22 protein-coding genes and 1 pseudogene are annotated in these 26,718 nt (G+C 27.1%); 19 read left to right on the top strand and 4 right to left on the bottom strand.

Annotation, left to right across the window (positions count from 1 at the left end; translation table 11 throughout):
• Positions 1–278 precede the first annotated feature (278 nt).
• Positions 279–1,628: an HD domain-containing protein gene (locus tag ABCM86_RS11340; RefSeq protein ID WP_295676357.1), complete on the top strand. Its 1,350-nt coding sequence runs from the start codon at positions 279–281 to the stop codon at positions 1,626–1,628.
• Between the two features lie 328 nt (positions 1,629–1,956).
• Here the strand turns inward: ABCM86_RS11340 and ABCM86_RS11335 are convergent, their stop codons facing one another.
• Positions 1,957–2,547 (bottom strand): DUF2284 domain-containing protein, encoded by a 591-nt coding sequence (locus ABCM86_RS11335; protein WP_295676355.1) that lies wholly within the window; start codon positions 2,545–2,547, stop codon positions 1,957–1,959.
• Positions 2,548–3,166: 619 nt separating this feature from the next.
• Between ABCM86_RS11335 and clpB the strand changes: the two genes are divergently transcribed.
• Positions 3,167–5,761, top strand: coding sequence for an ATP-dependent chaperone ClpB (gene clpB, locus ABCM86_RS11330; protein WP_343004035.1), 2,595 nt, complete (start codon positions 3,167–3,169; stop codon positions 5,759–5,761).
• 97 nt (positions 5,762–5,858) lie between these two features.
• On the opposite strand, the gene ABCM86_RS11325 is transcribed toward clpB, so the two are convergent.
• Entirely contained in the window at positions 5,859–6,182 is a 324-nt protein-coding gene (locus ABCM86_RS11325) for a thioredoxin family protein (RefSeq protein ID WP_064774003.1), read from the bottom strand.
• A gap of 23 nt (positions 6,183–6,205) precedes the next feature.
• Positions 6,206–6,508 (bottom strand): hypothetical protein, encoded by a 303-nt coding sequence (locus ABCM86_RS11320; protein ID WP_007286995.1) that lies wholly within the window; start codon positions 6,506–6,508, stop codon positions 6,206–6,208.
• A 298-nt stretch (positions 6,509–6,806) separates the two neighbouring features.
• Here ABCM86_RS11320 and ABCM86_RS11315 point away from each other — a divergent pair, with 298 nt between their 5' ends.
• The 9 genes and pseudogenes from ABCM86_RS11315 (at position 6,807) to ABCM86_RS11275 (ending at position 15,103) form a co-directional block, all read left to right on the top strand.
• A complete protein-coding gene (locus ABCM86_RS11315) occupies positions 6,807–7,742 on the top strand; it encodes a hypothetical protein (RefSeq protein WP_343004034.1) in 936 nt (311 codons plus the stop codon).
• A gap of 28 nt (positions 7,743–7,770) precedes the next feature.
• Positions 7,771–9,288, top strand: a complete 1,518-nt coding sequence (locus tag ABCM86_RS11310) for a discoidin domain-containing protein (protein ID WP_343004033.1) — start codon at positions 7,771–7,773, stop codon at positions 9,286–9,288.
• Positions 9,289–9,442: 154 nt separating this feature from the next.
• Positions 9,443–9,547: pseudogene (locus tag ABCM86_RS11305) on the top strand (MBL fold metallo-hydrolase); the annotation flags it as partial.
• 194 nt (positions 9,548–9,741) lie between these two features.
• A complete protein-coding gene (locus ABCM86_RS11300) occupies positions 9,742–10,860 on the top strand; it encodes an AI-2E family transporter (RefSeq protein ID WP_227792496.1) in 1,119 nt (372 codons plus the stop codon).
• Positions 10,861–10,981: 121 nt separating this feature from the next.
• Positions 10,982–11,623 carry a histidine phosphatase family protein gene (locus tag ABCM86_RS11295; protein WP_055087776.1) on the top strand — a complete coding sequence of 214 codons (642 nt, stop codon included), beginning with the start codon at positions 10,982–10,984 and terminating at the stop codon, positions 11,621–11,623.
• A gap of 6 nt (positions 11,624–11,629) precedes the next feature.
• Complete coding sequence (locus ABCM86_RS11290) at positions 11,630–12,868, top strand: NAD(P)/FAD-dependent oxidoreductase (RefSeq protein ID WP_343004032.1); 1,239 nt, start codon at positions 11,630–11,632, stop codon at positions 12,866–12,868.
• Positions 12,869–12,895: 27 nt separating this feature from the next.
• Positions 12,896–13,543, top strand: coding sequence for a (d)CMP kinase (gene cmk / locus ABCM86_RS11285; protein WP_343004031.1), 648 nt, complete (start codon positions 12,896–12,898; stop codon positions 13,541–13,543).
• A gap of 18 nt (positions 13,544–13,561) precedes the next feature.
• Complete coding sequence (locus ABCM86_RS11280) at positions 13,562–14,170, top strand: lysophospholipid acyltransferase family protein (protein WP_343004030.1); 609 nt, start codon at positions 13,562–13,564, stop codon at positions 14,168–14,170.
• 93 nt (positions 14,171–14,263) lie between these two features.
• Complete coding sequence (locus ABCM86_RS11275) at positions 14,264–15,103, top strand: 4-hydroxy-3-methylbut-2-enyl diphosphate reductase (protein WP_007286989.1); 840 nt, start codon at positions 14,264–14,266, stop codon at positions 15,101–15,103.
• A 44-nt stretch (positions 15,104–15,147) separates the two neighbouring features.
• Here ABCM86_RS11275 and ABCM86_RS11270 read toward each other — a convergent pair whose 3' ends face one another.
• Positions 15,148–16,050, bottom strand: a complete 903-nt coding sequence (locus ABCM86_RS11270; protein ID WP_343004029.1) for a LysR family transcriptional regulator — start codon at positions 16,048–16,050, stop codon at positions 15,148–15,150.
• Positions 16,051–16,218: 168 nt separating this feature from the next.
• Between ABCM86_RS11270 and aroD the strand changes: the two genes are divergently transcribed.
• The 8 genes from aroD to ABCM86_RS11230 all read left to right on the top strand — a co-directional run bounded on the left by aroD (position 16,219) and on the right by ABCM86_RS11230 (position 26,486).
• Complete coding sequence (gene aroD / locus ABCM86_RS11265; protein WP_343004028.1) at positions 16,219–16,983, top strand: type I 3-dehydroquinate dehydratase; 765 nt, start codon at positions 16,219–16,221, stop codon at positions 16,981–16,983.
• A 146-nt stretch (positions 16,984–17,129) separates the two neighbouring features.
• Positions 17,130–18,002, top strand: coding sequence for a shikimate dehydrogenase (locus ABCM86_RS11260; RefSeq protein ID WP_195931692.1), 873 nt, complete (start codon positions 17,130–17,132; stop codon positions 18,000–18,002).
• A gap of 233 nt (positions 18,003–18,235) precedes the next feature.
• Positions 18,236–19,555 carry a branched-chain amino acid transport system II carrier protein gene (brnQ, locus tag ABCM86_RS11255; protein WP_195931693.1) on the top strand — a complete coding sequence of 440 codons (1,320 nt, stop codon included), beginning with the start codon at positions 18,236–18,238 and terminating at the stop codon, positions 19,553–19,555.
• Positions 19,556–19,711: 156 nt separating this feature from the next.
• Positions 19,712–20,803, top strand: coding sequence for a hypothetical protein (locus ABCM86_RS11250; RefSeq protein ID WP_343004027.1), 1,092 nt, complete (start codon positions 19,712–19,714; stop codon positions 20,801–20,803).
• Between the two features lie 256 nt (positions 20,804–21,059).
• On the top strand, positions 21,060–21,767 hold the full coding sequence (locus ABCM86_RS11245; RefSeq protein ID WP_295734507.1) for a response regulator transcription factor: 708 nt from the start codon (positions 21,060–21,062) through the stop codon (positions 21,765–21,767).
• Positions 21,736–22,989, top strand: coding sequence for a HAMP domain-containing sensor histidine kinase (locus ABCM86_RS11240; RefSeq protein WP_295734510.1), 1,254 nt, complete (start codon positions 21,736–21,738; stop codon positions 22,987–22,989). Before ABCM86_RS11245 ends, ABCM86_RS11240 begins: the two co-directional genes overlap by 32 nt.
• Positions 22,990–23,228: 239 nt before the next feature.
• Entirely contained in the window at positions 23,229–23,906 is a 678-nt protein-coding gene (locus ABCM86_RS11235; protein ID WP_022071555.1) for an ABC transporter ATP-binding protein, read from the top strand.
• On the top strand, positions 23,907–26,486 hold the full coding sequence (locus tag ABCM86_RS11230) for an FtsX-like permease family protein (protein ID WP_343004026.1): 2,580 nt from the start codon (positions 23,907–23,909) through the stop codon (positions 26,484–26,486).
• The last annotated feature ends 232 nt before the right edge of the window (positions 26,487–26,718 follow it).

Genomic DNA, 26,718 nt, shown 5'->3' with positions numbered 1-26,718 from the left:
ATTTTATAAATTAAAATAAACTTACATATAAAAGCGCTGCAAATTTACTTTTGTAGCGCTTTTTCTTAAGTTAAACTTATAAAAAGTTACGTTTTAATTGAAATTTTAAAATAGTAATAGTATATTAATGATAATAAAGAAAAAGTTTGCTCAAATTAAATTGAATTATCTTTTTACTTATAAGTAAATATATTTAAAAATATACAAATAAATATATTCAAATAATATATAAATTGAAATTATCGTAAAAATATAATTAAAGAGAGGTGATATTTATTGTGAATAAAAATATGGATATGGCTACAAAAATAGCAAAAAAAGTTTCAGAAAAAGGCGGTAGAACGTTTTTCGTTGGAGGTTATGTACGAGACGAACTATTAAAAATAGAAACAAAAGATATAGACATAGAAGTACATGGTATAGATGTAGATTGTTTAGTAGATATACTTGAATCTCTGGGAAATGTCCAAAAAATTGGAGCTTCTTTTGGTGTTTTTAATTTAAAAGGATATGATATAGATATAGCTATGCCGAGAAAAGAAATATCTAATGGAAGAGGTCATAGAGATTTTGAAATATATGTAGACCCGTTTATAGGATATGAACAAGCTGCAATAAGAAGAGACTTTACTATAAACTCTATGATGAAAGATGTACTTACTGGAGAGATTATAGACCCATTTTGTGGAATAGAAGACTTAAAAAATAAAAAACTAAAGCATATAAATGATATTTCATTTTGTGAAGATCCTCTTAGAGTATTTAGAGCTGCGCAATTTGCATCTAGATTTAAATTTGAAATTGATAAAGAAACTATAAAACTTTGTTCAAGTATGGATGTGTCATCTCTTGCCTTTGAAAGGGTATTTGAAGAGTTAAAAAAAGCATTGTTAAAATCAACAGAGCCATCAATATTTTTTACTTCTTTAAAAGAGATGAAACAACTGTCATTTTGGTTTAAAGAAGTAGAAGACTTAATTGGAATAGAACAATCAAAGATACATCATCCAGAAGGCGATGTATTTACACATAGTATGATGGTTTTAGATGAAGCGGCAAAATTAAAAGATGAAGCTGAAAATAAATTGTCATTTATGTTAGCTGCACTATGTCACGATTTTGGAAAAATCTCTACTACAAAATTAAGAAAAGGTAAGCTTACTGCATATGGTCATGAAGTTGAAAGTGTTAATTTGGCACATAAATTTTTAAATAGACTTACAAATAAAATAAGTCTAAAAAAAGAAGTATTAAATTTAGTTAAGCTTCATATGAAACCAAATCAAATGTATAATACTTCAAAAAAGAAATCAATGATGAAATTATGGGATGATGCAATACATCCAAATGATTTAATATTACTTGCAAAAGCTGATTCTCTTGGAAGAGGAATTGATAAAGATTATAGCGAGATAGAAATGACGCTTCGCGCTTCATTAAAAGATTATGAAGAGCTTATGAAAGAACCAGAAGTAAGTGGCAAAGATTTAATAGAGCTTGGCCTAAAACCTGGAGTCCAATTCTCTGAATATATAAAATTAGGTCATAAACTTCATTTATCAGGATTAAGTAAAGAAGATATATTAAAACATATATCAAACAATATAAAGAAAAATCAAGAAATATAAGAAAATTTTAAAATTACTTTTATCTATCTTATTATTTACAATAATATTTTTTAATTCTAGATATTTTACAATTTTAAGTATAATTATAGGTTTGGGTAAATAAAGATATATGTGCCAATATCAATATAAAAGACTATAAATCTTATGTAAAGGTTAAAATGAATAGACCGTTGGTCTAACCTTTACAACGACTTATAGTCTTTTTTTATTTATTTAGGCACAATATCTTTGATAAAAGTTTTACTTTTTCACAATTTAAGTACAACTATTACCTGATACATGTTATAAAAATTCAAAATTAAATGTTGTTATATATTTATTATTTTTATTAAAATCTATAATTTCTAGCTAAATAACAAAAATCATCTTCTAAAAAAGTCCCATTAAAAAGAATAGACCCTATAGAAGTACATATATTTGATTTATTATCTTTATTATTCCAAGTTAATTTGTGGTTAAATACTTCTTCGGACATCTTTTGAAGGTCCATGCCCATAGCTTCCATAGAATATCTCATCTTTTCTGGATGGTAGCAATGTTTATTATCTAAAAATGCACATCTTTCACATAAATTACAAGATCCGCACGCAGTTTTAATACATTCAAAATCGATTTGCATCTTAGAAAGCAAATCTTCTAAAGTATTTCTATTTTGAATATAAGCTTCCATAAATTCTTCTCCTTCTTCAACTTCACTTGTAACTTGAACTAATAGAGAATTAGTATAGTCCGCTGAATATTCATCAAATCGAGGACTATTTGGTGGGCAAGACCAATTTGTATTGTAATTTGGACAACCCTCTGCACATAAATTCAAAAGATAATCGCGTTTCATATATTTTATTAAATCTTTATTCTCGCAAACAAGAGCTTTTAAGTTGAATATTTTTCCATTTTTTTCAAACTTAATATTTTTCATTTTATCACCCCTATAAAAATTGATATTTATCTAATTATATATAAATTCACTAAAAAGCTTTATTTTCCTTCATTGTTTTAGAGTTTTTTGTAAATATATGTAACATAGGTATGTAAAAGTTAAATTTTTAACACAAAATTAATAAATAATATTTTATTTTATATTTAAAATATTAATTTGATTTATGCTTATGATAAATAAAATTTAATTTTTTAAGTTTTTAAATTAAATAAGGTAAAAAAACATACTAAATTACAAATCTATTTTATTTATATTGATATTTTTTTATTTAATAAAAATCGTAAACTTAAGACAGCTTCTTATAAAATCTATCTTAAATCTTACTTTCATAAAAGTAACAAAATTGTAAACAAAAACCCCTAGATTTTTGCAAAAAAAGTTCTATAATAGTATTTAAAGATTAAAAATCTTATTTTTATAGATATGGTCTAAGAATTTCAAAATAGACCTTTATTATTATTTTATTTTTTATGCACAGGAATATATATTCCTTTATTTTTTAGGGTAATTGCAAAATCAAAATAGCTTATCAAATTTTAGGTAAAGCTATATCTATTTCTCTTTATTTAGGACATAATATATAGATGGAGGGATTAATATGGATATAGAAAAAATGACCGTAAGAGTTCAAAAAAGTTTAAACGACGCCTACAATGAGGCAGTTAAACACCACAACCAACAAGTAGATGTTATTCATCTATTTTCTGCATTAGTAAACCAAGAAGATGGTTTAATTCCAAATATTTTTGAAAAAATGAATGTATCTGTAGCAGCATTAAAAAGCACTATAGACGAAGAATTAGGTAAAATACCTCAAATATACGGAGAAGGTATATCATCACAAGGCGTCACTGCTTCTAGAAGAATTGAAGAAGTACTAATTAAGGCCGAAGAAATATCTAAAGATTTCAAAGACTCATATATAAGCGTTGAACACGTAATGCTTGCTATGATGGAAACTGAATCTAAATCTGTTGTAGGAAAAATACTTAAAATGTACGGAATTAACAAAAACGACTTCTTACAAGTTTTATCAAGTGTAAGGGGTAGCCAAAGAGTAGATTCTAACGATCCAGAAGGAACTTATGATGCACTAGCTAAATTCGGTACAAACTTAGTAGATTTAGCTAAAAAACATAAACTAGACCCTGTTATAGGTAGGGACGAAGAAATAAGAAGAATCATAAGAATATTATCAAGAAGAACTAAAAACAATCCAGTTTTAATTGGTGAACCTGGTGTTGGTAAAACTGCTATAGTTGAAGGTTTGGCAGAAAGAATAGTTAGAGGAGATGTTCCAGAAGGATTAAAAGATAAAATAATCTTCTCACTTGATATGGGTGCATTAATCGCTGGTGCTAAATACCGTGGTGAATTCGAAGAACGTCTAAAAGCAGTATTAAAAGAAGTTCAAAATGCTGAAGGTAAGATAATACTATTTATAGACGAAATTCATACAATAGTTGGTGCTGGTAAAACTGAAGGTTCTATGGATGCTGGTAACTTAATTAAACCTATGCTTGCTCGTGGTGAATTAAACTGTATAGGTGCGACTACATTTGATGAATATAGAAAATACATCGAAAAAGATAAAGCACTTGAAAGACGTTTCCAACCAGTAATAGCTGAAGAACCTACTGTAGAAGATACAATATCAATACTTAGAGGTTTAAAAGAACGTTTTGAAATACATCACGGAATAAGAATTCACGACAATGCTATAGTAGCTGCCGCTAAATTATCTGATAGATATATAACTGATAGATTCTTACCAGATAAAGCTATCGACTTAATAGATGAAGCTGGCGCTATGATACGTAGTGAAATAGATTCTTTACCAACAGAACTTGACATAGTAAGAAGAAAATTATTTACTTTAGAAACTGAAAGAGAAGCACTACTTACAGAAGAAGATGAAAAAAGTAAAAAACGTCTTGAAGTACTTGAAAAAGAATTAGCTGAATTAAAATCTAAAGATGACGAAATGACAGCTAAATATGAAAAAGAAAAAAATCAAATACTACAAGTTAGAAACTTAAAAGCACAACTTGATGATTTAAAAGGACAAGTTGAAAAATACGAAAGAGAATACGACTTTAACAAAGTTGCTGAAATAAAATACGGTGAAATTCCAAAACTTGAGGCTCAAATAAAACAATACGAAGAAAAAATAAGCAGTGGATACGATACAGCTTTACTTAAAGAAGAAGTTACTGAAAATGAAATTTCTGAAATAGTATCTAAATGGACTGGTATACCTGTAACTAAATTAGTTGAAGGCGAAAGAGAAAAACTTCTTAAACTTGAAGATGAGCTTCACGAAAGAGTTATAGGACAAAACGAAGCTGTTACAGCAGTATCAAATGCAGTAATTCGTGCAAGAGCAGGACTTAAAGATGAAAACAAACCAATCGGTTCATTTATATTCCTTGGACCAACTGGTGTAGGTAAAACTGAACTTGCAAAAACTTTAGCGCGTTCATTATTTGACAGCGAAGAAAACATAATAAGAATCGATATGTCTGAATACATGGAAAAACACTCAGTATCTAGACTTGTAGGACCACCTCCAGGATATGTAGGATATGAAGAAGGTGGACAATTAACAGAAGCAGTTAGACGTGCTCCATATTCAGTAATATTATTCGATGAAATCGAAAAAGCTCATGAAGATGTATTTAACATGTTCTTACAAATACTAGATGATGGTAGACTTACAGATAACAAAGGTAATACAGTAGATTTTAAAAATACTATAATCATAATGACATCAAATATAGGTAGTAGCTACTTATTACAAGATCAAGGTAAGATAACAGAAGAAACTAAAGGCCTTGTAATGGGCGAAATGAAGAGAAGATTTAAACCAGAATTCTTAAACAGAGTTGACGACATTATAATGTTCAAATCTCTAGACAAAGAAGAAATCAAGAAAATAATAGATATATTTATGAATAGCTTAGCAAACAGATTAAAAGATAAAGACATAAATATGGAAGTTACAGATGCTGCAAAAGATATTATGGTAAGAGAAGGTTATGACCCAGTTTATGGTGCAAGACCACTTAAGAGATATATAGGAAACACTCTTGAAACTATAATAGCTAGAAAATTAATAGCAGGACAAATTAGAAATGGCGATACTATAGTTGTCGATGGAGATGGAGATAATATAGATATAGTTGTTAAATAATATATGTAATCCTTTTAAGGTATATCGCAGATAATTGCGATATACCTTTTTGTTTTGAAATTAAAAAAGCATAAGCTAATTAGCTAGCCTATGCCATTTAATAAATCATATTATAATACCTATCAATACTTCTTTCCAAACTCAATAAATCAACATGTCTTCCAGTCCTAATACTTTCTTTTCCTTCTATAAATAAAAGAAACACAGGCATAGAAAAAACACTATATTTATAAGCTATTTTTGTATTTTCCTCGCCATTTATTTCATATGCTTTTATATTAGGATAGTTTTCTAAAAAATTTTCAATTTTTTCTTTTATAACCTCACAAGCACCACATGAGTTGCCTGTGAAGTAAACTACTGTCATTTTATTTTGATTTATATTATTTTGTACTGATTCAAAAGTATCTAATTTTATCAATATTATCACCCTATTAAGATATTTTAATAATAGAAATTAAAATCAGCTTCTACGCAAAATGCGTTTCTGCTTAATAATCCTCCATATGATATAGTTATGTAGTTCATTTGAGAATCTAATACTTTGTTTATTATTACTTTATATCCATCTACATCATAACAGTTGTCATTTGCATTTGGTTCGTCTAACTCTAAGTCTATTTTAGCCTCAGTTGTCATAGTTATATGTCTTGTAAGAATTCTTATACAAGTTTTATCACTATTTTCTAGAAGCTTATCTAATTCTCTTTTTGCTTCGTTTGTTATTAAAATACTCATCTCTTCCATTTTGTCATTCTCCTTAGTATTGTCTTTATTTTTTTATTTTATCATAAATTGACTATAAATATGTACAAACTTATTGTTTTTTATTATATTATGACTTAACAGTTAAGTTTATATGTCTTTTTTACAGTTTTATTTTATTAAAATATCAAAATACAAAGATTTATTATACTAATTAAGATTTTTTATAAAAATACAACTAAAAACATTTGAAAACTAAATAAAATATGGTAAACTTTGTATAAGTGTAACACTTACAATTTACTATATAAAAATAAAAATTTTATAGAGAGGGAATACAATGAAAATAATAATAATTGAAATTTTATTCGGTTGTTTTGTATTTATACTTAATATATCTCTTCAAATATTAAATCCTTATTTTATTGCAGAAAGTATAATAAGCATGAATGAATCAAACAAACTCAAAGAAAAAAGTATTTTAAGAGTAACAATCAGTATTTTTTTTGCTATTATAAGTATTGTTAGCTTTACTAAATATATTTTTAATTTCATATATACTATAGTCAATATAGTTGTAGTTCAAATTTTTTCTATAATTAATCTATTTTTCAATCTACTTTTAAATAGATTATCTTTTTTGAATATATTGCCATTTGAAATAAAAGCAGAAGATGAATCTTTTTCAACTATGGTAAGTGTATGCTTAGTTATTTTGATATTCTATTTTATATACACAAGTGTATTGTCTATATTTTTGCCAGGCTTTAGCATAGAAAAAACATTTTTAAATGAATTGCCAAATGATATCTCTAAAATTTTAAATAATAATTCAGACTTTTTATATACTGTATTTGCTATAATTGCAGTTACGCTATTGAGATTTCTTCAATTTTTACAACAAATTTTTTCGGGGACATCATTTTTACTGTCACTAGTAGGTTTTATTATTATTAACATAATATACGCTGGTATTATATATCACGGAATATACGAAATTGGACAAATAGAAGATAATAAAAAAGGTATTTTTAGAATTAAATCACTTAATTTTATTAATTTAATGAAAATGATTTTTATAGGGTTAGTTATTTGTTTATTCCTAAAGATAATAATTAAATACAATTTTTTAAAATCGTTTTTTATCATTAAAAATGCATTTGATATAGAACTTAATTTAGGTTCTTTTGCAGTAACAGTAGTACCATTAAAAATTACAGAGGTTGCTGTAGATATATTTTGGGGAAATGGTTATACAAAAAAATTAAAACAATAATAAAATTTTGTAAAGGGGAAAAGAAAATATGAATCTAAAAAAATATTTATCAATTTTAACTATTTTTATAATTTGTTTATCGATGGTGGGTTGTTTTAAAAAAGCAGAAACTAAAAAAACTACTCTATCATCAAGTGTAGAGGAAAAATCACAGCAAGAACAAGATCCTATAAATACACTTGCAACTCAAAAAAATTATATCGTATATTCGGCTGAAGCATCTAATTATTTTAAAAAATCTCAAGTAGATGATTACTCTCCAGCAAATGTTTTAGATAATGACAGCAATAGCAGTTGGGTGTTAAATGATAGTGAAAAAAAGGGCATAGGTGAGTGGATTAAAATAAGTTTTAGTGACAAAATTGAAGTTAATAAATTATATATATTAAATGGCCTAGGATACAATAGCGATAACAAAAAAAGTTATCATAAGGACAATAGAGTAAAGAATTTAGAAGTAGAGTTTTCTAATGGTCAAAAACAAGAAATAGATTTAGAAGATGATAATATTGAAGAACAAGAAATTGTTTTAAATAAACCAGTAGAAACAGACTATGTTAAATTTACAATAAAAGATATATACGATGGCAATGAAAGACCAAATTTAACTTGCATTGGTTCAATTGGAATAAACTACCCTAGAGTCAATAGTAATGAAGGAAAAACAAATAATTTTAAAATCAATGGTAATAAAGAAAAAACAAATAATGTTGTTGGATTTTATGGGAATTATGGCAGAAAAGATGAAAAAATTAAAAATAATAAAAAAGTTAACCTATCTCAAATTACAAAATACATAGATTTTAAAGAAGGTTTACCTATTGAACAAAAGGTTCAATATTTAGCTAATATGTTGGTTTCTTCAGATGAAAGTATAAAAATTTTAAAAGATGACAATAATAAACTAACTGCTAAATTAGAAGGAGAATATTTAATAAGTTTATTTAGAGATGCAGCCTGTGATGGTGTAATTGAAAAGGCCTTTATTGAGGGCAATTTACTTCAATATTTTTATGAAGGTGACGATTGGATTGACAGTATTCAAATTGATTGTGGTGAGGAGACTTTCAATATCGATAAATCTGATTTTAAAAAGGATTTTTTAGATAATAAGGAGAATTATAATTATTTAATTACTCCAAAAACTGATGAAGAAGTAACTTCTCAACCTTATAATAGAAATAATGAATTAGAAAAAGAATTTGATGATTTTTTAGAATCTGAAGAATATTTAAATGATGAAAATCTACCTATTGAATGCAATGAGAATGATTGCTATAACATAAATTATGATATAAATAAAGCAGTAAAAAAAATAGAATCAGTTTTTGAAAATATAGCACTTGTTGAACCTTATAATTCTAATTTAATGAAATATTATTATTTTAAAGATTCTACTTATAAAATAGGCTATAGTTTTATAATTAGAATTAAAGGAGAAAGTAATACTGCTGTAGCAAGACAATGTTTTGTAGATGCTTATACAGGAAAAGTATATGCTATGGACCTTTTTTATAATTATATAGGTTATCCTTTATCTGAATAAATTTTCAATCTTCGAAAAATAAAGTTAGATAGATAATTTTCTATTTAACTTTATTTTTTATATACTTTAATAAAATATTTATAACTAAACAAAATGATTGTTTTTTACATTATAATGACTTAATATTAAAGTTATAAGAATGGAGGGAATTAACTTGAAAATAACAGTTTTGATGGCTAACAATACATATATAGATAAATAGTATTTAGGAGAACCTGCAGTAAGTTATTATATAGAAGTCGATAATAAGAAAATTCTATCCATGCCACTGCGTATCATTAAAAGCCAAATCTGAGATGATGAAAAAGTTAGGTGTAGAAGAAGTAGATTTTGAACTCGAAATAAATATGTAACATATAATTCATAAACTTAGTATATATTTCATAAATCTGGTATATGATTATAGATACAGATATTTGTTTAATAAATTTTCACATATTGGGAGGTACTATTGTGCACGAAAAACAAATAAGAAAAATATTTGAAGGAATTATATTTTTAATATTCCTCGTTTTTATTTTATATCGAATTGGAGATATATTTGGCATTTTTACAAATATACTTTCTATAGTAGAACCATTTTTAGTAGGTGCTGCAATTGCATTTATTCTGAGCATACCTATGAACTTTTTAGAAAGAAAATTTCCAAGGCTAAAAAGACCGCTTAGCCTGTTGCTTACATTTTTAATATTTATATTAGTAATATTAGTTTTAGTATTTTTAATTGGGCCAAAACTAATAGATACTATTACAAATATAGTAAATACTGTTCCAGAGTCAGTAGAAAGCTTACGCAAACTGCTACAAGATACAAATATAAACTGGGACTGGGTTCAAGATTATCTTGCAAGTGTTGAAATAGACTGGCAAAGCATTAGCAACAAAGTGTTAAGCTTCTTCAAAGACTCTTTTAGTAGTTTATTTACTTCTACATTTGGAGTAGTTACAGGCGTAGTTTCAACAATTATAAGTACAATAATAAGCTTTATATTTGCAGCTTACATACTTATTTCAAAAGAAAAATTAAGCGTTCAATTAAAAAAATTACTATATGCATTTTTACCTGAAAAAATAGTAGATAAAATGGTTGAAGTGGGCAAATTAACACATAAAACATTTACAAACTTCTTTACATATCAATGTATTGAATGTCTTATACTTGGAAGTATGTTCTTTGTAACTATGGTAATACTAAAAATTCCATATGCACTTTTAATAAGTGTTATGATTACAATAATGGCTTTAATACCTATTTTCGGTCTTTGTATAGCATTTATTATAGCGTCAATACTTATTGTTATGGTAAACCCTATAAAAGTAATCGTATTTGCAATCTTATTTGCAGTATTACAACAAATAGAAGGAAACTTAATATACCCTCGAGTTGTGGGTAAATCAATAGGACTTCCACCTATATGGGTTATATTTGTAATAACTTTAGGTTCAAAACTTATGGGTATTGTCGGTATGATATTATTTATTCCTCTAAGCTCTGTAATTTACACACTTCTTAGAAAATCAGTGTATAAGAGAATTCAAAATAGAAAAATACCAAATGATAAATGGCTTTAAATTCAAAAACTATCTCATTTATATAAGTGAGATAGTTTTTATGCTTTATAATACATATGAAATTATATTTATTTATGATATAATTAAAATTTGAGAGAAACAAACAAAGGAGTGGAAATAGTTGACAAATACAATATATATAGTTAGACATGGACAGACTGAATGGAACTTACTTGGCAAAACACAAGGACATGGAAATTCAGATTTAACACCAAAAGGTATAGAACAAGCTGAACTTTTAGCAGATAGTATGACTAAATATCCAATAGATTATATCTACAGTAGTGATTTAGGAAGAGCTTATCAAACTGCCGAAATTATCGGAAACAAATTAAGTATAGAAGTTGAAAAAACTGAAGCTTTAAGAGAAATGAATTTTGGGACTTGGGAAGGAAGAATTATAAAAGATATAATTGAAGAAGATCCTGAGTTATATAAAATGTGGAGAAATGAACCACATCTAGCAAAAATTCCTCAAGGAGAAACACTTTCTCAAATAAAAGAAAGAACAGATGCTTTTATAAAAGAAATAAATGAAAAATACGATGGAAAACACATAGTTTTAGTAACTCACTCTCTATGTGCAAGAATTATGCTTTTATCATTCTTAGATTCAGATGTTAAAAACATATACAGAATAAATCAAGCAAATACTGCTCTAAACATAATCGAACTTAGAGATTATGGTCCTGTAGTTATGAAAATGAACGATACTACACATATTATAAATGATACAAAATTAGAAAACAGTGCATTGGAGTAGGATATAATGGCTAAAGTAATAGTTGTAGGAGGCGGACCTTCTGGAATAATGGCAGCTATAAGTGCTGCAAAACAAAACCACAGTGTAACTTTAATCGAAAGAAACGAATTTTTAGGAAAGAAGCTTAAACTTACTGGTGGTGGAAGATGTAATATAACTAATAATAGATATATAGAAGACTTTTTTGATAAAGTTGTAAACAACAATAAATTTTTATACAGCAGCTTCTATTCATTTACTAATGAAGATTTATTAAACTATTTAAGCAGTATAGGTGTAGAATATAAAATCGAAGAAGAAAACGACTTAAAAGTATACACTAAAAACGACAAGGCTTTAGATTTAATAAAATCGCTAGAAGATGATTTAAAAAGAAAAAACGTAGAAATTATATACAATAAAAAAGTAACTGATTTAATAATAGAAGATAATGAAGTTAAAGGTGTTTTAATAAGTGATAATGAAGAAGAAAACACAATATCACAACCTATATATGCTGATAAAGTAATATTATCTACTGGTGGTAAGAGCTACGCTCATACAGGCTCTGATGGAAATATCTATCAAGTTTTAGAAAAATATGGGCATACTATAACTAAGACATTACCAGCTCTATGTCCATTAAAAACAGCAGAGACTTGGGTTAAAAATCTTCAAGGTATATCTATGAAGAATGTAAAAATCTCTACAAAGCTTAAAAAGAAAAAAATAAGCAAATGTGGCGATATGATATTTACTCATTTTGGAATAAGCGGTCCTGTAGTACTTATAATAGACTCATATATAAACAAAGTACTAGCAGGAGAACATGTAGAGATATTTATCGACTTTATGCAAGATACATCAAAAGAAGAAATAGTAAGCTTAATTAGAAATAACCCAAATAAAAATATATCTACTAACTTAAAGACAATTCTTCCTGATGGATTTGTAAAAGAGCTTCTAAACATCTTAAATTTAAGCGATGTCAAAGGAAACTCACTTACAAAAGAAGATGAAAACTCTATAGTAGAATATATTAAAAATATGAAGCTTACAATAACATCATCACTAGGATTTAAAGGTGCAATGGTGACATGTGGCGGTGTAAGCACAAAAGAAGTAGATGCATCTACTTTAGAATCTAAAAAAATAGAAAACTTATTTATAACTGGTGAATTACTTGATTTAGATGCTGAAACAGGAGGATACAATCTTCAAATAGCATTTTCAACAGGATATTTAGCAGGACTTAGTTTAAACTAATATTTATTTAAAAATAGGAGAAACACAATGGAAAATATAATAATAGCAGTAGATGGACCTGCAGGAGCAGGTAAAAGTACAATAGCTAAAATAATAGCTAAAAGATTAAACATAAATTACATAGACACAGGAGCAATGTATAGAGCTGTAACTTTAAAATGCCTTCAAAATAACTTAGATGTTAAAGATGAAAATGCAGTAATCGAAATGGCTAAAAAAACATCAATAGATTTTAGAGATAACAATATATATCTAGATTCAAAAATAGTAAACGATGAAATAAGAACTTTAGAAGTGAGCAAAAACGTATCAGATGTTGCAAAAATAAAAGAAGTTAGATACTTAATGGTAGATTTACAAAGAGAAATCGGGAAAAACAATGCAGTAATACTAGACGGTAGAGATATCGGTTCTTATGTATTCCCAAATGCAGATTATAAATTCTTCTTAGTAGCAACTCCAGAAGAAAGAGGCAAAAGACGTTATATCGAGTTAAAAGAAAAAGGATATGACGGAACTTTAGAAGATATAATAAACGATATAATAAGAAGAGACGAAATCGATTCAAACAGAGAATTCGCTCCACTTGTAAAAGCAGAAGGCGCTATAGAAATAGACACAACAGGAAAAGACATTGACCAAGTTGTAGATTTAGTACTACAAAAAATTAAATAGATTAAAGGGGAGATAAATTTGAGTTTTTATAATTTTATGCTAAAGCTTTTTAGTATATTTAGCAAGACTTTCTTTAAATTTGAAGTAATCGGTACAGAAAATATCCCAAGCGAGGGTAATTTGATTATAGCTGCAAATCACAAATCAAACTTAGATCCTATATTTGTAGCAAGTGCCGTAGATAAAAAAAGAAAGATGACGGCAATAGCAAAAGAGGAATTATTTAAGAATAAGATTTTATCAAAAATATTAAATAAAGTAGAAATTATACCTATTAATAGACAAAACCCAGGTCTTGGGACTATAAAGAGAATTCTTAAATACATAAAAAATGATTATGCCCTTGTAATGTTCCCAGAAGGAACAAGAAGTAAAACTGATGATTTTAACAATGCAAAAGCTGGGCTTTCATTATTTGCAACAAAAGCAAAAGCAGAAATTGTACCATGTACAATATACTCTAGCTATAAATTATTTAAACCTGCTAAAATATACTTTGGTAAACCTATATCACTTGAAGAATACTATAAACAAAAATTAACTAGTGAAGATCACGAACGTATATCAGGCGAGGTTATGGATATCATAAAACAAAATTACTATAAGCTTGAAAAAGGCGAAATCTAGAAAATAAGTCTTCATCATTGATGATGGAGGCTTTTTTGATATAATGAATTTAATAAAATAAAAATAGATATAAAATATAATAGGAGGACTTATATGGAAATTAAAATTGCTAAAAATGCTGGATTTTGTTTCGGTGTAAAAAGAGCTATGCAAATGGCAAGTGATGAACTTGACGATAAAAGCACAGAAGTTTACTCACTTGGTCCATTAATACACAATAAACAAGCCGTAAGCAAATATGAAGAAAAAGGACTTAAAGTAGTAGAAGAAATAGAAAATATACCATCTAACGAAAGAGTTATTATAAGATCACACGGAGTTGGAGAAATTGTATACAACGAAGCTGAAAACAAAAGTGTAAAAATAGTAGACACAACATGTCCTTATGTGAAAAAAATTCATAAAATAGTAAATGATTTTTATAAAAAAGGATATAAAATCATAATAATAGGAAATAAAATACACCCAGAAGTTGTTGGAATAAATGGATGGTGCGAAAACTCTGCTATAGTAATAAAAAATGTAGACGATATAGACAATATAGAATTTGATAAAGATGCAAAATACTGTGTAGTAAGCCAAACTACTGTAGATATAGATAATTACGAAAAAATAGTAGAAAAACTAAATTCTATTTTAAAAGATACAGTAATGAAAAACACAATATGCTCTGCAACAAAAGAAAGACAACTTTCAGCTAAAAATCTAGCAAAAGAAGTTGATTGCATGATAGTAATAGGGGGCAAACACAGCTCTAACACACAAAAGCTAGTTAATATATGCAAAGATTTAACAAATACATTTGCAATAGAGACAAAAGACGAACTTAATAAAGAAGAACTTAAAAACTATAAATCTATAGGTATAACAGCAGGAGCTTCAACTCCAGATTGGATTATATCTGAGGTTATAGAGTTTTTAGAATCTATATAGTAAAAGGTAAGCAAGGAATTATAGTACTTGCTTACCTTTTTATTTTATTTATCATTTATAAAAATATCCTTAGAAGTATCATTTATATATTTAATAAACTTCTTCACAGCAGGTACTTGATATGTATTTTTCTTATACGCCATATATATACATCTATCACAGGCAGAATTATTTATTTTAATCTTCTTTATATTAAAATTATCATAATTTACAATATCGGCGACAACAGCTACCCCAAATCCTTCTGATACAAGCCCATATATTCCATTTTCATCTTCACCTTCACAAATTACTTTTGGATTTATACCAACTTTTTTGAAAATATCTTTAGTTATTTTGCCAAGAGCTGTATTTTTATCATATACTACGACAGGATAAGAAGCTATATCCTTTAAATCTATACTTTCAACTTTGCTAAGTGGATGACCTATTGGAACTATTAATATAAGTTCATCTTTAAATAGCAAATCAAATACTATATCTTCTTCATTTTCTACATAAGAGCAAAAGACTACATCGTATTTTGAATCTTTAAGCCCTTTTATCAAATCAGATGTTATCCCCTGTCTAAATGAGAAGGTTATATCTTTATTTTTTTCTAATTCTAAAAATGATCTTACTTTTTTAGGTATAAAATAAGGTGCAAGTGGGTATATATAAGCGATATCGATATGGCCTTCTGTCTCACTTGTTATTTGTCTTAATTTCTTTTCTCCGACTTCGAGTATCGATAAAGCTTCTTCAACATATTCTAAATAAAGCTTGCCGTATTTTGTAAGTGTTACATTTCGTCCCTGTCTTTCAAATAAATAGGTCCCCAAATCTTTTTCCAAATTTGAAATTGCAAGGCTTAAACTAGGCTGCGATACATTCAATTCATTTGCTGCTTGTCTAAAATGTTGAAGTTTTGCGACTGTTTTAAAATAATAAAGCTGATTTAAATTCATTTTCTCACGTCCTATATCTTATTTGACTTTAGTATAACATAATTGATAGTTAAAACCTATCAATATTGATGAAAAATAATATTAGAATTATCATGATTGGCGTATTATAATAGAAGTATAACAAACGACAAAAAATTAACGAAGTTTAAATAGATAAGGGGAAATAAAATGGCAAACATAGTTGAAGTAAGAAATTTAAAATTAGGTGAAGGTATCCCAAAAATATGTGTACCTTTAGTAGGAAAAACAAATGAAGAAATTCTAGAAGAAGCTAAATTCTTAAAAAATGTGAAATTCGACTTAATCGAATGGAGAGTTGATCACTATAAAGATGTAGAAGATATAGAAAAAGTCAAAGAAATAGTTAAAGCTCTTAGAGATGAAGTTAAAGACGTTGTTATATTATTCACCTTCAGAAGCAAAAAAGAAGGTGGAGAGCTAGAAGTAAGTACTGAATATTATTCAGAGCTTAATAAAACAATAGCACAAACTAAATTAGTCGACTTAATAGATGTAGAATTATTTACAGGAGATGAAATAGTAAAAGATATAGTCGAAACAGCTCACAAAAACAATGTAAAAGTCGTAATGTCAAATCACGATTTTTATAAAACTCCAGCAAAAGACGAAATAATAAACAGACTTTGTAAAATGCAGGACTTAGGTGCTGACTTACCTAAAATAGCAGTTATGCCTAATACTTCAGAAGACGTAGTAACATTATTAGCTGCTACAGAAGAGATGCACACTAAATACGCAAAACAACCTATAATAACAATGTCTATGGGTGCACTTGGTCTTGTAAGTAGATTATCTGGAGAAACTTTCGGTTCAGCACTTACTTTCGGAGCTGCAAAAGCTGCTTCAGCACCAGGTCAAATATCAGTAGACAAATTAGCTTTAATACTTGATGTAATGCATCAAAGTAAATAAAAAAACATAATAATCAGATAGTACACAAATTTTAAACATATATAAAATACAAAAACATAATTAAAATAAAAATTTCCTATGTTATATAAAAACTACAAATAAAAATCATATACATACACAAATAAATAAATTGGAGGAATATTAAAATGGCAGAGAGAATAACAGGTCATACTGAATTAATAGGATTAATAGCTACACCAATAAGACATTCATCATCACCAAGAATGCACAATGAAGCATTTGCAAAATTAGGACTAGATTATGCATATCTTGCATTTGAAGTAGGCACAGAAGATTTAGAAGATACCATAAAAGGATTTAGAGCTATGAAAGTTAGAGGTTCTAACGTATCAATGCCTAATAAAACAGTAGTTCATAAATACTTAGATAAATTATCAGATGCAGCTGAGATGTGTGGTGCTGTAAATACTATAGTTAATGACAACGGTGTATTAACTGGTCATATAACAGATGGTATAGGATATATGAGTGGATTAAAAGATGCTGGTATAGATATAATAGGTAAAAAAATGACTATAGTAGGTGCTGGTGGAGCTGCAACAGCTATACAAGTACAAGCTGCTCTTGATGGAGTAAAAGAAATATCTATATTTAATAGAAAAGATGCTTTTTATGAAAGAGCTCAAAAAACAGTTAAAGATATAAATGAAAAAACAAATTGTAAAGCTACTTTATACGATCTAGATGATTTAGATAAATTAAAAGAAGAAATAGCTTCAAGTTATATATTTACAAATGCTACAGGAATGGGTATGAAACCTCTTGAAGGACAAACTTATATACCTGATAAATCATTTTTAAGAAAAGATTTAATAGTTACTGATGTTGTATACGCACCAGCTGAAACAGCACTTCTTAAAATGGCTAAGGAAGTTGGTTGTAAAACATTAAATGGTTTCCCAATGATGTTATTCCAAGGTGCAGCTGCATTTAAACTTTGGACTAACCAAGATATGCCTATAGAACATGTTAAAGAAGTAATGGGTATACAATATTAATAATAAACTTATTACAAAACCTCATTATTGTTGTTAGTTTAATAAAAGGACTGCTAATGCAGTTCTTTTATTATGTTATTTAGTGCGAATTTTAATATTTTAACACTATTTTTGAGATTTATTTGAAAATTTCAACATATTTAGTAAAAACTTTTCCTATTTTAACCAATTTGTATTATAATATATATTATAATTTTTAAATTAATTATATTATTAAATCATAGGAGGATAAGATGAATAACAAAAAAGCATTAGACGTATTAGTAGTCGGATTTGCGCTTTTCTCGATGTTTTTCGGCGCAGGAAATCTGCTATTTCCACCGTATTTAGGGTTAGTATCAGGAGATAGCTGGATAATTTCATTATCAGGATTTATATTAACAGATATAATTCTAGCACTTGTAGTAGTTATGGCTGCTGTTAAATTTGATGGGGATCTAGATTTAACTTTAAGCAGAGCGGGCAAAAAGTTTGCCAGAGCAATTATAATAGCATCTATATTATGTATAGGACCATTACTTGCAATACCGAGAAATGGTGCAACAACTTATGAAATGGGTATAGCGCCTATACTTGGATTTGAATCACCAATAGCAAAATTAATTGTTTCAATAGTTTTCTTTGGACTTACATTATTACTTACGATAAGACCATCAAAAGTTGTAGATATAATAGGTAAATTCTTAACACCAGCACTTTTATTATGTTTAGGTCTACTTATAGTAATGGGGATATTTACTCCTATAGGAGATGTAAGTAATACTCAGCTTATAGAAAACAACTTATTTGCTGAAGGGGTAGAACAAGGTTACCAAACTTTAGACACATTAGCAGCTGTTGCATTTTCAACAGTAGCAATAACAGCTATAGCTCAAAGAGGATACACTGATTCTAAAGAAAAAATCAAACTAACTCTTCAAGCTGGAGTAATATCAGGAATATTCTTAGCAGTAGTTTATGCAGGACTTACATATTTAGGTTCTATGTTATCTACTACTTATGGTGCTGATACACCGCAAGCTACTTTAATGGTTATTATAACTAATGCTATATTAGGAAAACCAGGTAAGATAGTATTAGGAATAATCGTTTCTCTAGCATGTTTAACTACATCTATAGGGCTTACTTCTTCAACAGCAACTTACTTCTCGACTATAAGTAATGGCAAAGTTAAATATGAATCTATAGTAATAGGTGTATCTGTATTTAGTTTAGTATTAGCTAACTTCGGTGTAAGTACAATAATCCAATTCTCTGCACCAATACTACAAATTGTTTGTCCAGTATTAGTTGCTATAATAGCTACAACTTTCTTAGATAAATATATTTCAAATGACAATGTATTTAAAGGAGTAGCTTATACTACATTATTAGTAAGTATATTATCAGTAGGAAGCAGCTTATTTACACTAACTCAAATATCTAATTTACTTTCAAAATTACCGCTAGCTCAATATGGATTTAACTGGGTGTTGCCGGCAATTTTAGGTGGAGTTGTTGGAGCTTTTATAAAAACTAAAAGCAATGTTAAAGTTAATAAAAAAATAGGATAGAATTTAAATTAAACTTATTAAAAGGGTGGACATAACGTGTTCACCCTTTTTTGAATTAAATTATTAATAAATATTACTATTTTTTCAAAACAAATACTATTCTTTATATATAAATACTGGTACAATAGGTATGAGTATTAAAATAGGGGGTCAAAAATGAACAAGACAACATTAAGTGAAAAAATAAAGCAACTAGGGCTTAGATTGTTTGAAGATAAAACAGCTTCAGAGCTTGAATATATAATAAAAGAAATTTTCCCAAATGCAAAAATACTGACAGATTTTCTAAGTTATAAAGATAATTTAGGCAAAATCACTTTTAAAGTCAATGAAGATTATAAAGATAAATTTGGAAAAACAGAATTATGGACAGAAGTCAAAACTATAGAAGAATATCTAAGAATATACGATCTTTATATAGATATAGAAAAAAATATAGAAAATAAAGTAATATTAAAAGCATATGTAAGTATAGATTATTTAGATAATGAAAATGAACTTAAATATTTCAACTCAAACATAGAGACAATATACGCTGTAAAAGAAGATAATAGAGTTTTAAATCACTATATCGATGCTGTTACAGCTCAAAAAGAAGAAAATGAAGAGTATATAGAGCATTATAAAAATTACTCTACACAAACTATAGATGAAGTTGAATTAAAATCGAAAATAAAATCTCTAGGAAAGTTACTTCTCGACACACAAGATTTAAAACATCCAAATTACAGAGAAATCAAAAGCAGTATAATGGAGATTTTCCCAAGTGCCAAGTATAAAGGTTGTGTAGATATTTATGAGGTAGATGCTAATGTAAATACAGTATGTTTTTCTATATTAGAAGAATACACTGGTAAAATAACACATAACCATCTAGGCTCAAAATCTATAAAAGAAGCTAAGGCAAAAACTGAATTTATAAATATATGTATCGAAATAAACGAAGAATCTGGTTGTGCATCGATTGAATCTAAATTATGCGATGCTTATGTCGGAAATAATAAAATTATAGATATAAACGAAAGAACAATTTCTATAACTAATTTAGAACATACTATATTTGAAAATATAAAATCTGAAATAGAAAATATAAATAAATCACTTTATTTAAAAGGTAAAAAAACTGCTAAAGAATGTGAAATGCTGATAATGAACTTATTAGAAAAAGATGAACATAAAAACGAATATGTAAGAGATCTTCTATTAAAAGCTAGAAATAAATATTCTAGATTAGGAAGTATCGAATAAAAAGATGGCTTATGGCCATCTTTTTTAATTTCCAACATATTAACTAATGCAACGGAATCTCCAATTCGTTGGAGCCATAATTAAAATGAATTTTATAAAATAAACATATTAAATTACGTATTTGAAATATTTATATAATAAATTAAATATTTACTAACTTTATAAAATATTATAATATATAAACAACTAAGAATAGTATTATAAAACATATTTTAATACTATTAATTAAAATAAATTATATAAAGAAGGAATAAATATGAGAAATATACTTATGGTAGAAGATGACAGCACAATTGCATTTGCTGTAAAATATGCAGTCGAACAAGAAAGCTTTAATTTAGATATTGCTTCAGACTTAAATCAAGCTAGAGAAATAGTAAGCACAAAAGTATACGACTTAATATTGCTTGATGTAATGCTTCCAGACGGAAATGGATACGAATTTCTAAAAGACTTGCGTAAACATGATGAAGATACTCCTGTAATATTTTTAAGTGCCTGTGATGAAGAAGTTAATATAGTTATGGGGCTAGACATAGGAGCCGACGACTATATAACAAAACCATTTAGGATAAGAGAGCTTATCTCTAGAATAAATGCAATTCTCAGAAGAAAGGGTAAAATACAAGACAACAAAAAAATTATAAAGTTTAAAAATATATCTATACATACATTAGAAGCTAGAGTATTTAAAAATGATGAAGAAATAATATTAACTTCAGCTGAATATAAGCTTCTTTTAATATTAATTCAAAATAAAAATGTAGTACTTACAAGAGCTCAAATATTAGAAAAACTTTGGGATGTTACATATGACTTTGTAAACGATAATACACTTAGTGTATATATAAAAAGACTTCGCGAAAAAATAGAAGAAGATTCATCAAAACCTGAATATATCTTAACAGTAAGAGGTGTTGGGTATAAGTGGAATGGAAGTGATACAAATGAGAATACTATCTAATCCAGAAATTAAAAAATACAATATAAGTATTATTGCTTTATTTCTAATAACAATAATATTATCTATATTTGTAAATACATTAAATTTAAATATAATTAAAGCTGATGTAATACAAAACAACCAAGCGATAGTAGGAAATATAGTTTCAAAATATCCAGAATTAGAAAAAGATATAGTGTCTGTAATAACACAAGCTAAAAATAAAGAAAATATTGATCTTGGAGCCAAAGTATTACAAAAATATAATTATGATAGCTCAACTAATTTATCTCAAGAACCTATTGTGCAAAATAACATTTATAAAATGCTAAAAATAAATATACTATTTATAACTTTTGTTTTTATATGTTTAATAACAATTTCATTTTATTTCTTTATAAAAATCTATAGAGATATAAAAGATATGACTGATTATGTATATCATAGCTCAGAAGGACGAGAATATGAAATGAAAAACAAAAACCAAGAAGGTCAAATAGGAATTTTAAAAACAGAGATTATGAAGATGACAACTGTATTAAAAGAAAAAGTAGCTCTTTTACACAGCGAAAAAATCTTTTTAAACGATACAATATCGGATATATCTCATCAGCTAAAAACACCAATGACATCACTTATGTTATTGACTGACTTAATGTATAATGATTTAGATAAAGAAAAGAAAATCGAATTTTTAGATAGAACAAATGCTCAGCTATCTCGTATGGATTGGCTGATAAAAAGCATGTTAAAACTTTCAAAGCTAGAAGCTAAAGTTATAGATTTTAAAACAGATAAAGTAAATATAAATGAACTGATAAAAAGATCAATTAGTCCTTTGCTCGTGCCTATAGAACTTAGAAATATAAGTTTAAATATAAATGGAGATAAAGAAGCTTCTTATACTGGAGATATAGAATGGTCGTCAGAAGCTTTAAGTAATATAATCAAAAACTGTATAGAACATACAAAAGAAGGTGGAACCTTAGATATAACTTATGAAGAAAACCCTATATACTCAGAAATAATAATAAAAGACAATGGGGAGGGTATAGATAAAGACGATATACAAAATATATTTAAACGTTTTTATAAAGGTAAAAATAGCAAAAGTGACAGTGTTGGAATAGGTCTTGCTATGGCAAAATCGATTATAGAAAGCCAAAACGGAGATATATATGTAAAAAGTAAAAAAAATAGGGGTTCTGAGTTTCATATTACATTTCATAAAAGATACAATTAATTAAAAATAATAATCCAGTAGATATCTTAAGCCTACTGGATTTTTTAATTGAAAGGAAATTATATATTATCTGGTTTGTGGCTAATTTATAATTTCCAACCCAAGTGACTAAATTGTAATTTTCAAATTCACTTGACTGTAAGATAATAAATATAGAATATAAGTATAATAATTAAAACATAAAGAAATCATTACTGAAAAGTTAATTTAAATTATGATTATATTTTAGGGAGGATAAAATGGAATTACTAAGAGTAGAAAATCTATCAAAAAGTTATGGGAAAGGCGAGGCTAAAGTAGATGCGCTTAAAAATATAAATTTAAGTATTAAAAAAGGAGAATTTATCGCTATAGTCGGCCCAAGTGGAAGTGGTAAAAGTACACTTCTTCACTTACTAGGTGGTGTAGACAAACCGACTAGCGGAAATGTATTTATAAACGATATAAATATATACGACTTAAAAGAAAAAGACTTAGCTATATTCAGAAGAAGAAATGTAGGACTTATATATCAATTTTACAACTTAATACCAGTTCTTACAGTAAAAGAAAATATACTTCTTCCAGCAGAATTAGACAATAGAAAAATAGATAAAGAATATCTAGAAGATTTATTAAAAACACTAGATTTAAAAGAAAGAGAAAATCACCTTCCAAGTGAGCTTTCAGGTGGACAACAACAAAGAACATCGATAGGAAGGGCATTAATAAACAGACCATCTATAGTACTTGCTGATGAACCAACAGGTAACTTAGATAGCAAAAACTCAAAAGAGATAGTTGAGCTTCTAAAAGTATCTGTTAAAAAATACAACCAAACTTTAATAATGATAACTCACGACACAAATATAGCATTACAAGCTGACAGAGTTATAACTATTGAAGATGGAATAATAAAAAGTGACGAGGTGATATAGATGAATTTATACACTTCACTTACACTAAGATATTTAAAACAAAATAAAAGAAGAACATTAGTAACAATAATCGGTATAATACTTGCAACTGCACTTATATGCGGTATAGGCAATATATGTACAAGCTTTATGGATTATCAAATGAGAGATCAAATAAAAACTTCCGGAAGTTTTTATGCTACATTCACTGATATAGACAAAGAAAAAGCATCAGTTATAACAAAATCATCAGGAGTTAGTGAATATGGTTATAAAAAAGATTTGGGAAGTATTATATTAGACAAAAAAGACTCAACTTCACTAGATATAAATGTTTTTGATAAAAATACAATAAACAGCTTCCAAATCACCTTAAAAAATGGAAATTACCCTAAAAATCAAAGTGAAATAGTTGTTACACAAGCTTTATTAAACAAGTGGAATAAAAAAATAGGAGATAAAATAACTTTAAACTTAGGCGAATTAATTTATGATGATATGGGAATGATAAGTAAATTAAAAAATTCTCAAAAAACTACTTTTAAAATTGTAGGAACACTAGATAAAGCCCCATATAATTCAAAATTATTTGCAATAGCAGGGTTTGATATAAACACTGTAGATAAAAATGAAAATTTCGATGTTTCTATATGCACAAAAAATCCCAAAGATATATATAAGACAGCTATATCAATAGGAGAAAATATAGGATTAGTTCAAAAAGATGATCCACAAGATGAAAGTTATAATTATGATGAACAAGCCAATCTATATTTCAAAGATATAGAGTATAACGAAGGATTACTTAGATTATTGGGTGCAAGTTCATATAGTAATATAAATATAACTTTATTACTTATAGTAGGTCTAGTAGCTTCACTTGTTATAATAGCTACTATAGCAACTATATACAATTCATTTAGTATAGCTATAAGTGAACGTAAAAAACAATTCGCTATATTAAATTCTATAGGTGCTACAAAATCTCAAATTATGAAGTTTGTATTTTTAGAAGGATTTTTAGTAAGTATAGTTGGAATACCTATTGGACTTTTAAGTGGTACAGTAGCTATCGATATAGTATTTAAAGTTATAAAAACATTCTTTAAAACTTCTATGTTTGGTGAATTAGATTTAAGAGTAGTATTTAGCCCAATCGTATTAATTTTAAGTACACTTGTAATACTGCTTACTATATTTATATCAGCTTTAATACCAGCTATAAATGCAGCTAAGATATCACCACTTGAAGCTATAAAAAATAGCTCTAATTTAAAGGTTGGAAAAATCAAAAGTTCTAAACTTATCAAAAAGATATTTAAAACAGAAGGCGAACTTGCATATAAAAATTTAAGAAGAAACAAAGGCAAATTTAGAATCACTTTATTTTCACTTGTTATAAGTATAGTAATCTTTATATCATTTAATGGATTTGTAGATATGTTTATAGAAGCTAATCAAATTAACTACGGAAGTATTACAAATGATTTGACATTATATGAAAATAACTTGCTTACCAAAGAAGAAGTTCAAAAAACTATAGATGAACTTAAAAAAATAAATGGTCTAAAAGATGTAGCAATTGATAAAGGCTATAATTTAAATGTTCATGTTGATGAAAAAAATATAAATAAAGATTTAAGAGAAAGTTTAAAACAAAGCCGTTATGTAGATATGGATAATTCTAATTATAATTTTATAAATAGTAGATTATACATTCCTGGATATTTTAGTATATCAAATATAAAATTATCAGAAGGTAAATTTGATAGAAAAACTGCTAAAGCTGAAAATGGTGTGATTTTAGTAAGATATAGTTATCAAGAATCACTAGCTAAAAAAGGTAAAGTAGTTCTTTCAAATTATAAAGTTGGAGATACTTTAAACTGTACAATAACTTCATATGATTCTGATGGAAAGGAAAGTGCAAAAGAAGTAAAATTAAAAATACTAGCTATAACAGATGAAATCTTAACAGGAAATAATCAATACCCAGAAACATCATTTGGAGTAGTAGCATATGATGATTTAATACCTTCACTTGGTATAACAGATGATAAATCAAGCTCAATATATTACGTAGCTACAAATAGGGAAAAGTCTACTAGAGACGAGGTCAAAAAAGTAGCAGAAGAAAACAACTTAAGCGTAATAGATTCAATAGATGAAGCTCAAAAACTTGAGCAAACTATGAATGTTATGAAAATATTCGTATATGGATTTATAGTAGTTATATCTCTAGTTAGTGTAACCAACATAATAAATACAATAAGTACTAATATAAATCTTAGAAAAAGAGAATTTGCAGTAATTAAATCTATAGGTGTAACGCCTCAAGGATTTAAAAAGATGATTTATATGGAAAGTATATTATACGGAATACTTTCACTGCTTTACGGTATTCCAATAGGAATCTGTATGAATGTGCTTATGAATAAAATATTAGAAGGTATGATTACAGTTCAAACACTGATACCATACAAAGCGATACTTATATGTGTAGTAGCTATATTTGTTATAACTTTTATAGCTTCATATATACCACTTAAGAAAATGAGCAAAGAAAATATTATAGATAATATAAGACAAGAGAGTATATAGTTTTAAAAGTATCTAGATTTATCTTTTGATAGATTTAGATACTTTTTATTTTTTATAAAAATTTATTATGTAATATGTATATGGGTGTAAATACAATAGAAATTTGTATGAATGTGATTATGAATTTAATTTTAAAGAATGTATAGTGTGCCATAATATAATTATGTAAACTAAAATTCGTTTTTTGTGCTATTTTTATAAAAGACGCTATAAAAGGCTTTGTAATGGTTTT

The sequence above is a fragment of the Clostridium sp. 2218st1_F5_2218SCRN_220325 genome (assembly GCF_039062665.1).
GTDB lineage: Bacteria > Bacillota > Clostridia > Peptostreptococcales > Peptostreptococcaceae > Intestinibacter.
Note: the sequence above shows the minus strand (reverse complement) of the source record. Positions and strands in the feature narration are given on the sequence as shown.

Excerpts from the sequence above, each read along its gene's own strand:
- ABCM86_RS11235 (WP_022071555.1), top strand. The coding sequence starts at position 23,229 with ATGGAATTACTAAGAGTAGAAAATCTATCAAAAAGTTATGGGAAAGGC.
- ABCM86_RS11270 (WP_343004029.1), bottom strand. The coding sequence starts at position 16,050 with ATGAATTTAAATCAGCTTTATTATTTTAAAACAGTCGCAAAACTTCAA.
- ABCM86_RS11260 (WP_195931692.1), top strand. The coding sequence starts at position 17,130 with ATGGCAGAGAGAATAACAGGTCATACTGAATTAATAGGATTAATAGCT.
- ABCM86_RS11320 (WP_007286995.1), bottom strand. The coding sequence starts at position 6,508 with ATGGAAGAGATGAGTATTTTAATAACAAACGAAGCAAAAAGAGAATTA.
- cmk (WP_343004031.1), top strand. The coding sequence starts at position 12,896 with ATGGAAAATATAATAATAGCAGTAGATGGACCTGCAGGAGCAGGTAAA.
- brnQ (WP_195931693.1), top strand. The coding sequence starts at position 18,236 with ATGAATAACAAAAAAGCATTAGACGTATTAGTAGTCGGATTTGCGCTT.
- ABCM86_RS11240 (WP_295734510.1), top strand. The coding sequence starts at position 21,736 with ATGGAAGTGATACAAATGAGAATACTATCTAATCCAGAAATTAAAAAA.
- ABCM86_RS11275 (WP_007286989.1), top strand. The coding sequence starts at position 14,264 with ATGGAAATTAAAATTGCTAAAAATGCTGGATTTTGTTTCGGTGTAAAA.
- ABCM86_RS11245 (WP_295734507.1), top strand. The coding sequence starts at position 21,060 with ATGAGAAATATACTTATGGTAGAAGATGACAGCACAATTGCATTTGCT.
- ABCM86_RS11250 (WP_343004027.1), top strand. The coding sequence starts at position 19,712 with ATGAACAAGACAACATTAAGTGAAAAAATAAAGCAACTAGGGCTTAGA.
- aroD (WP_343004028.1), top strand. The coding sequence starts at position 16,219 with ATGGCAAACATAGTTGAAGTAAGAAATTTAAAATTAGGTGAAGGTATC.
- ABCM86_RS11310 (WP_343004033.1), top strand. The coding sequence starts at position 7,771 with ATGAATCTAAAAAAATATTTATCAATTTTAACTATTTTTATAATTTGT.
- clpB (WP_343004035.1), top strand. The coding sequence starts at position 3,167 with ATGGATATAGAAAAAATGACCGTAAGAGTTCAAAAAAGTTTAAACGAC.
- ABCM86_RS11230 (WP_343004026.1), top strand. The coding sequence starts at position 23,907 with ATGAATTTATACACTTCACTTACACTAAGATATTTAAAACAAAATAAA.
- ABCM86_RS11335 (WP_295676355.1), bottom strand. The coding sequence starts at position 2,547 with ATGAAAAATATTAAGTTTGAAAAAAATGGAAAAATATTCAACTTAAAA.
- ABCM86_RS11315 (WP_343004034.1), top strand. The coding sequence starts at position 6,807 with ATGAAAATAATAATAATTGAAATTTTATTCGGTTGTTTTGTATTTATA.
- ABCM86_RS11290 (WP_343004032.1), top strand. The coding sequence starts at position 11,630 with ATGGCTAAAGTAATAGTTGTAGGAGGCGGACCTTCTGGAATAATGGCA.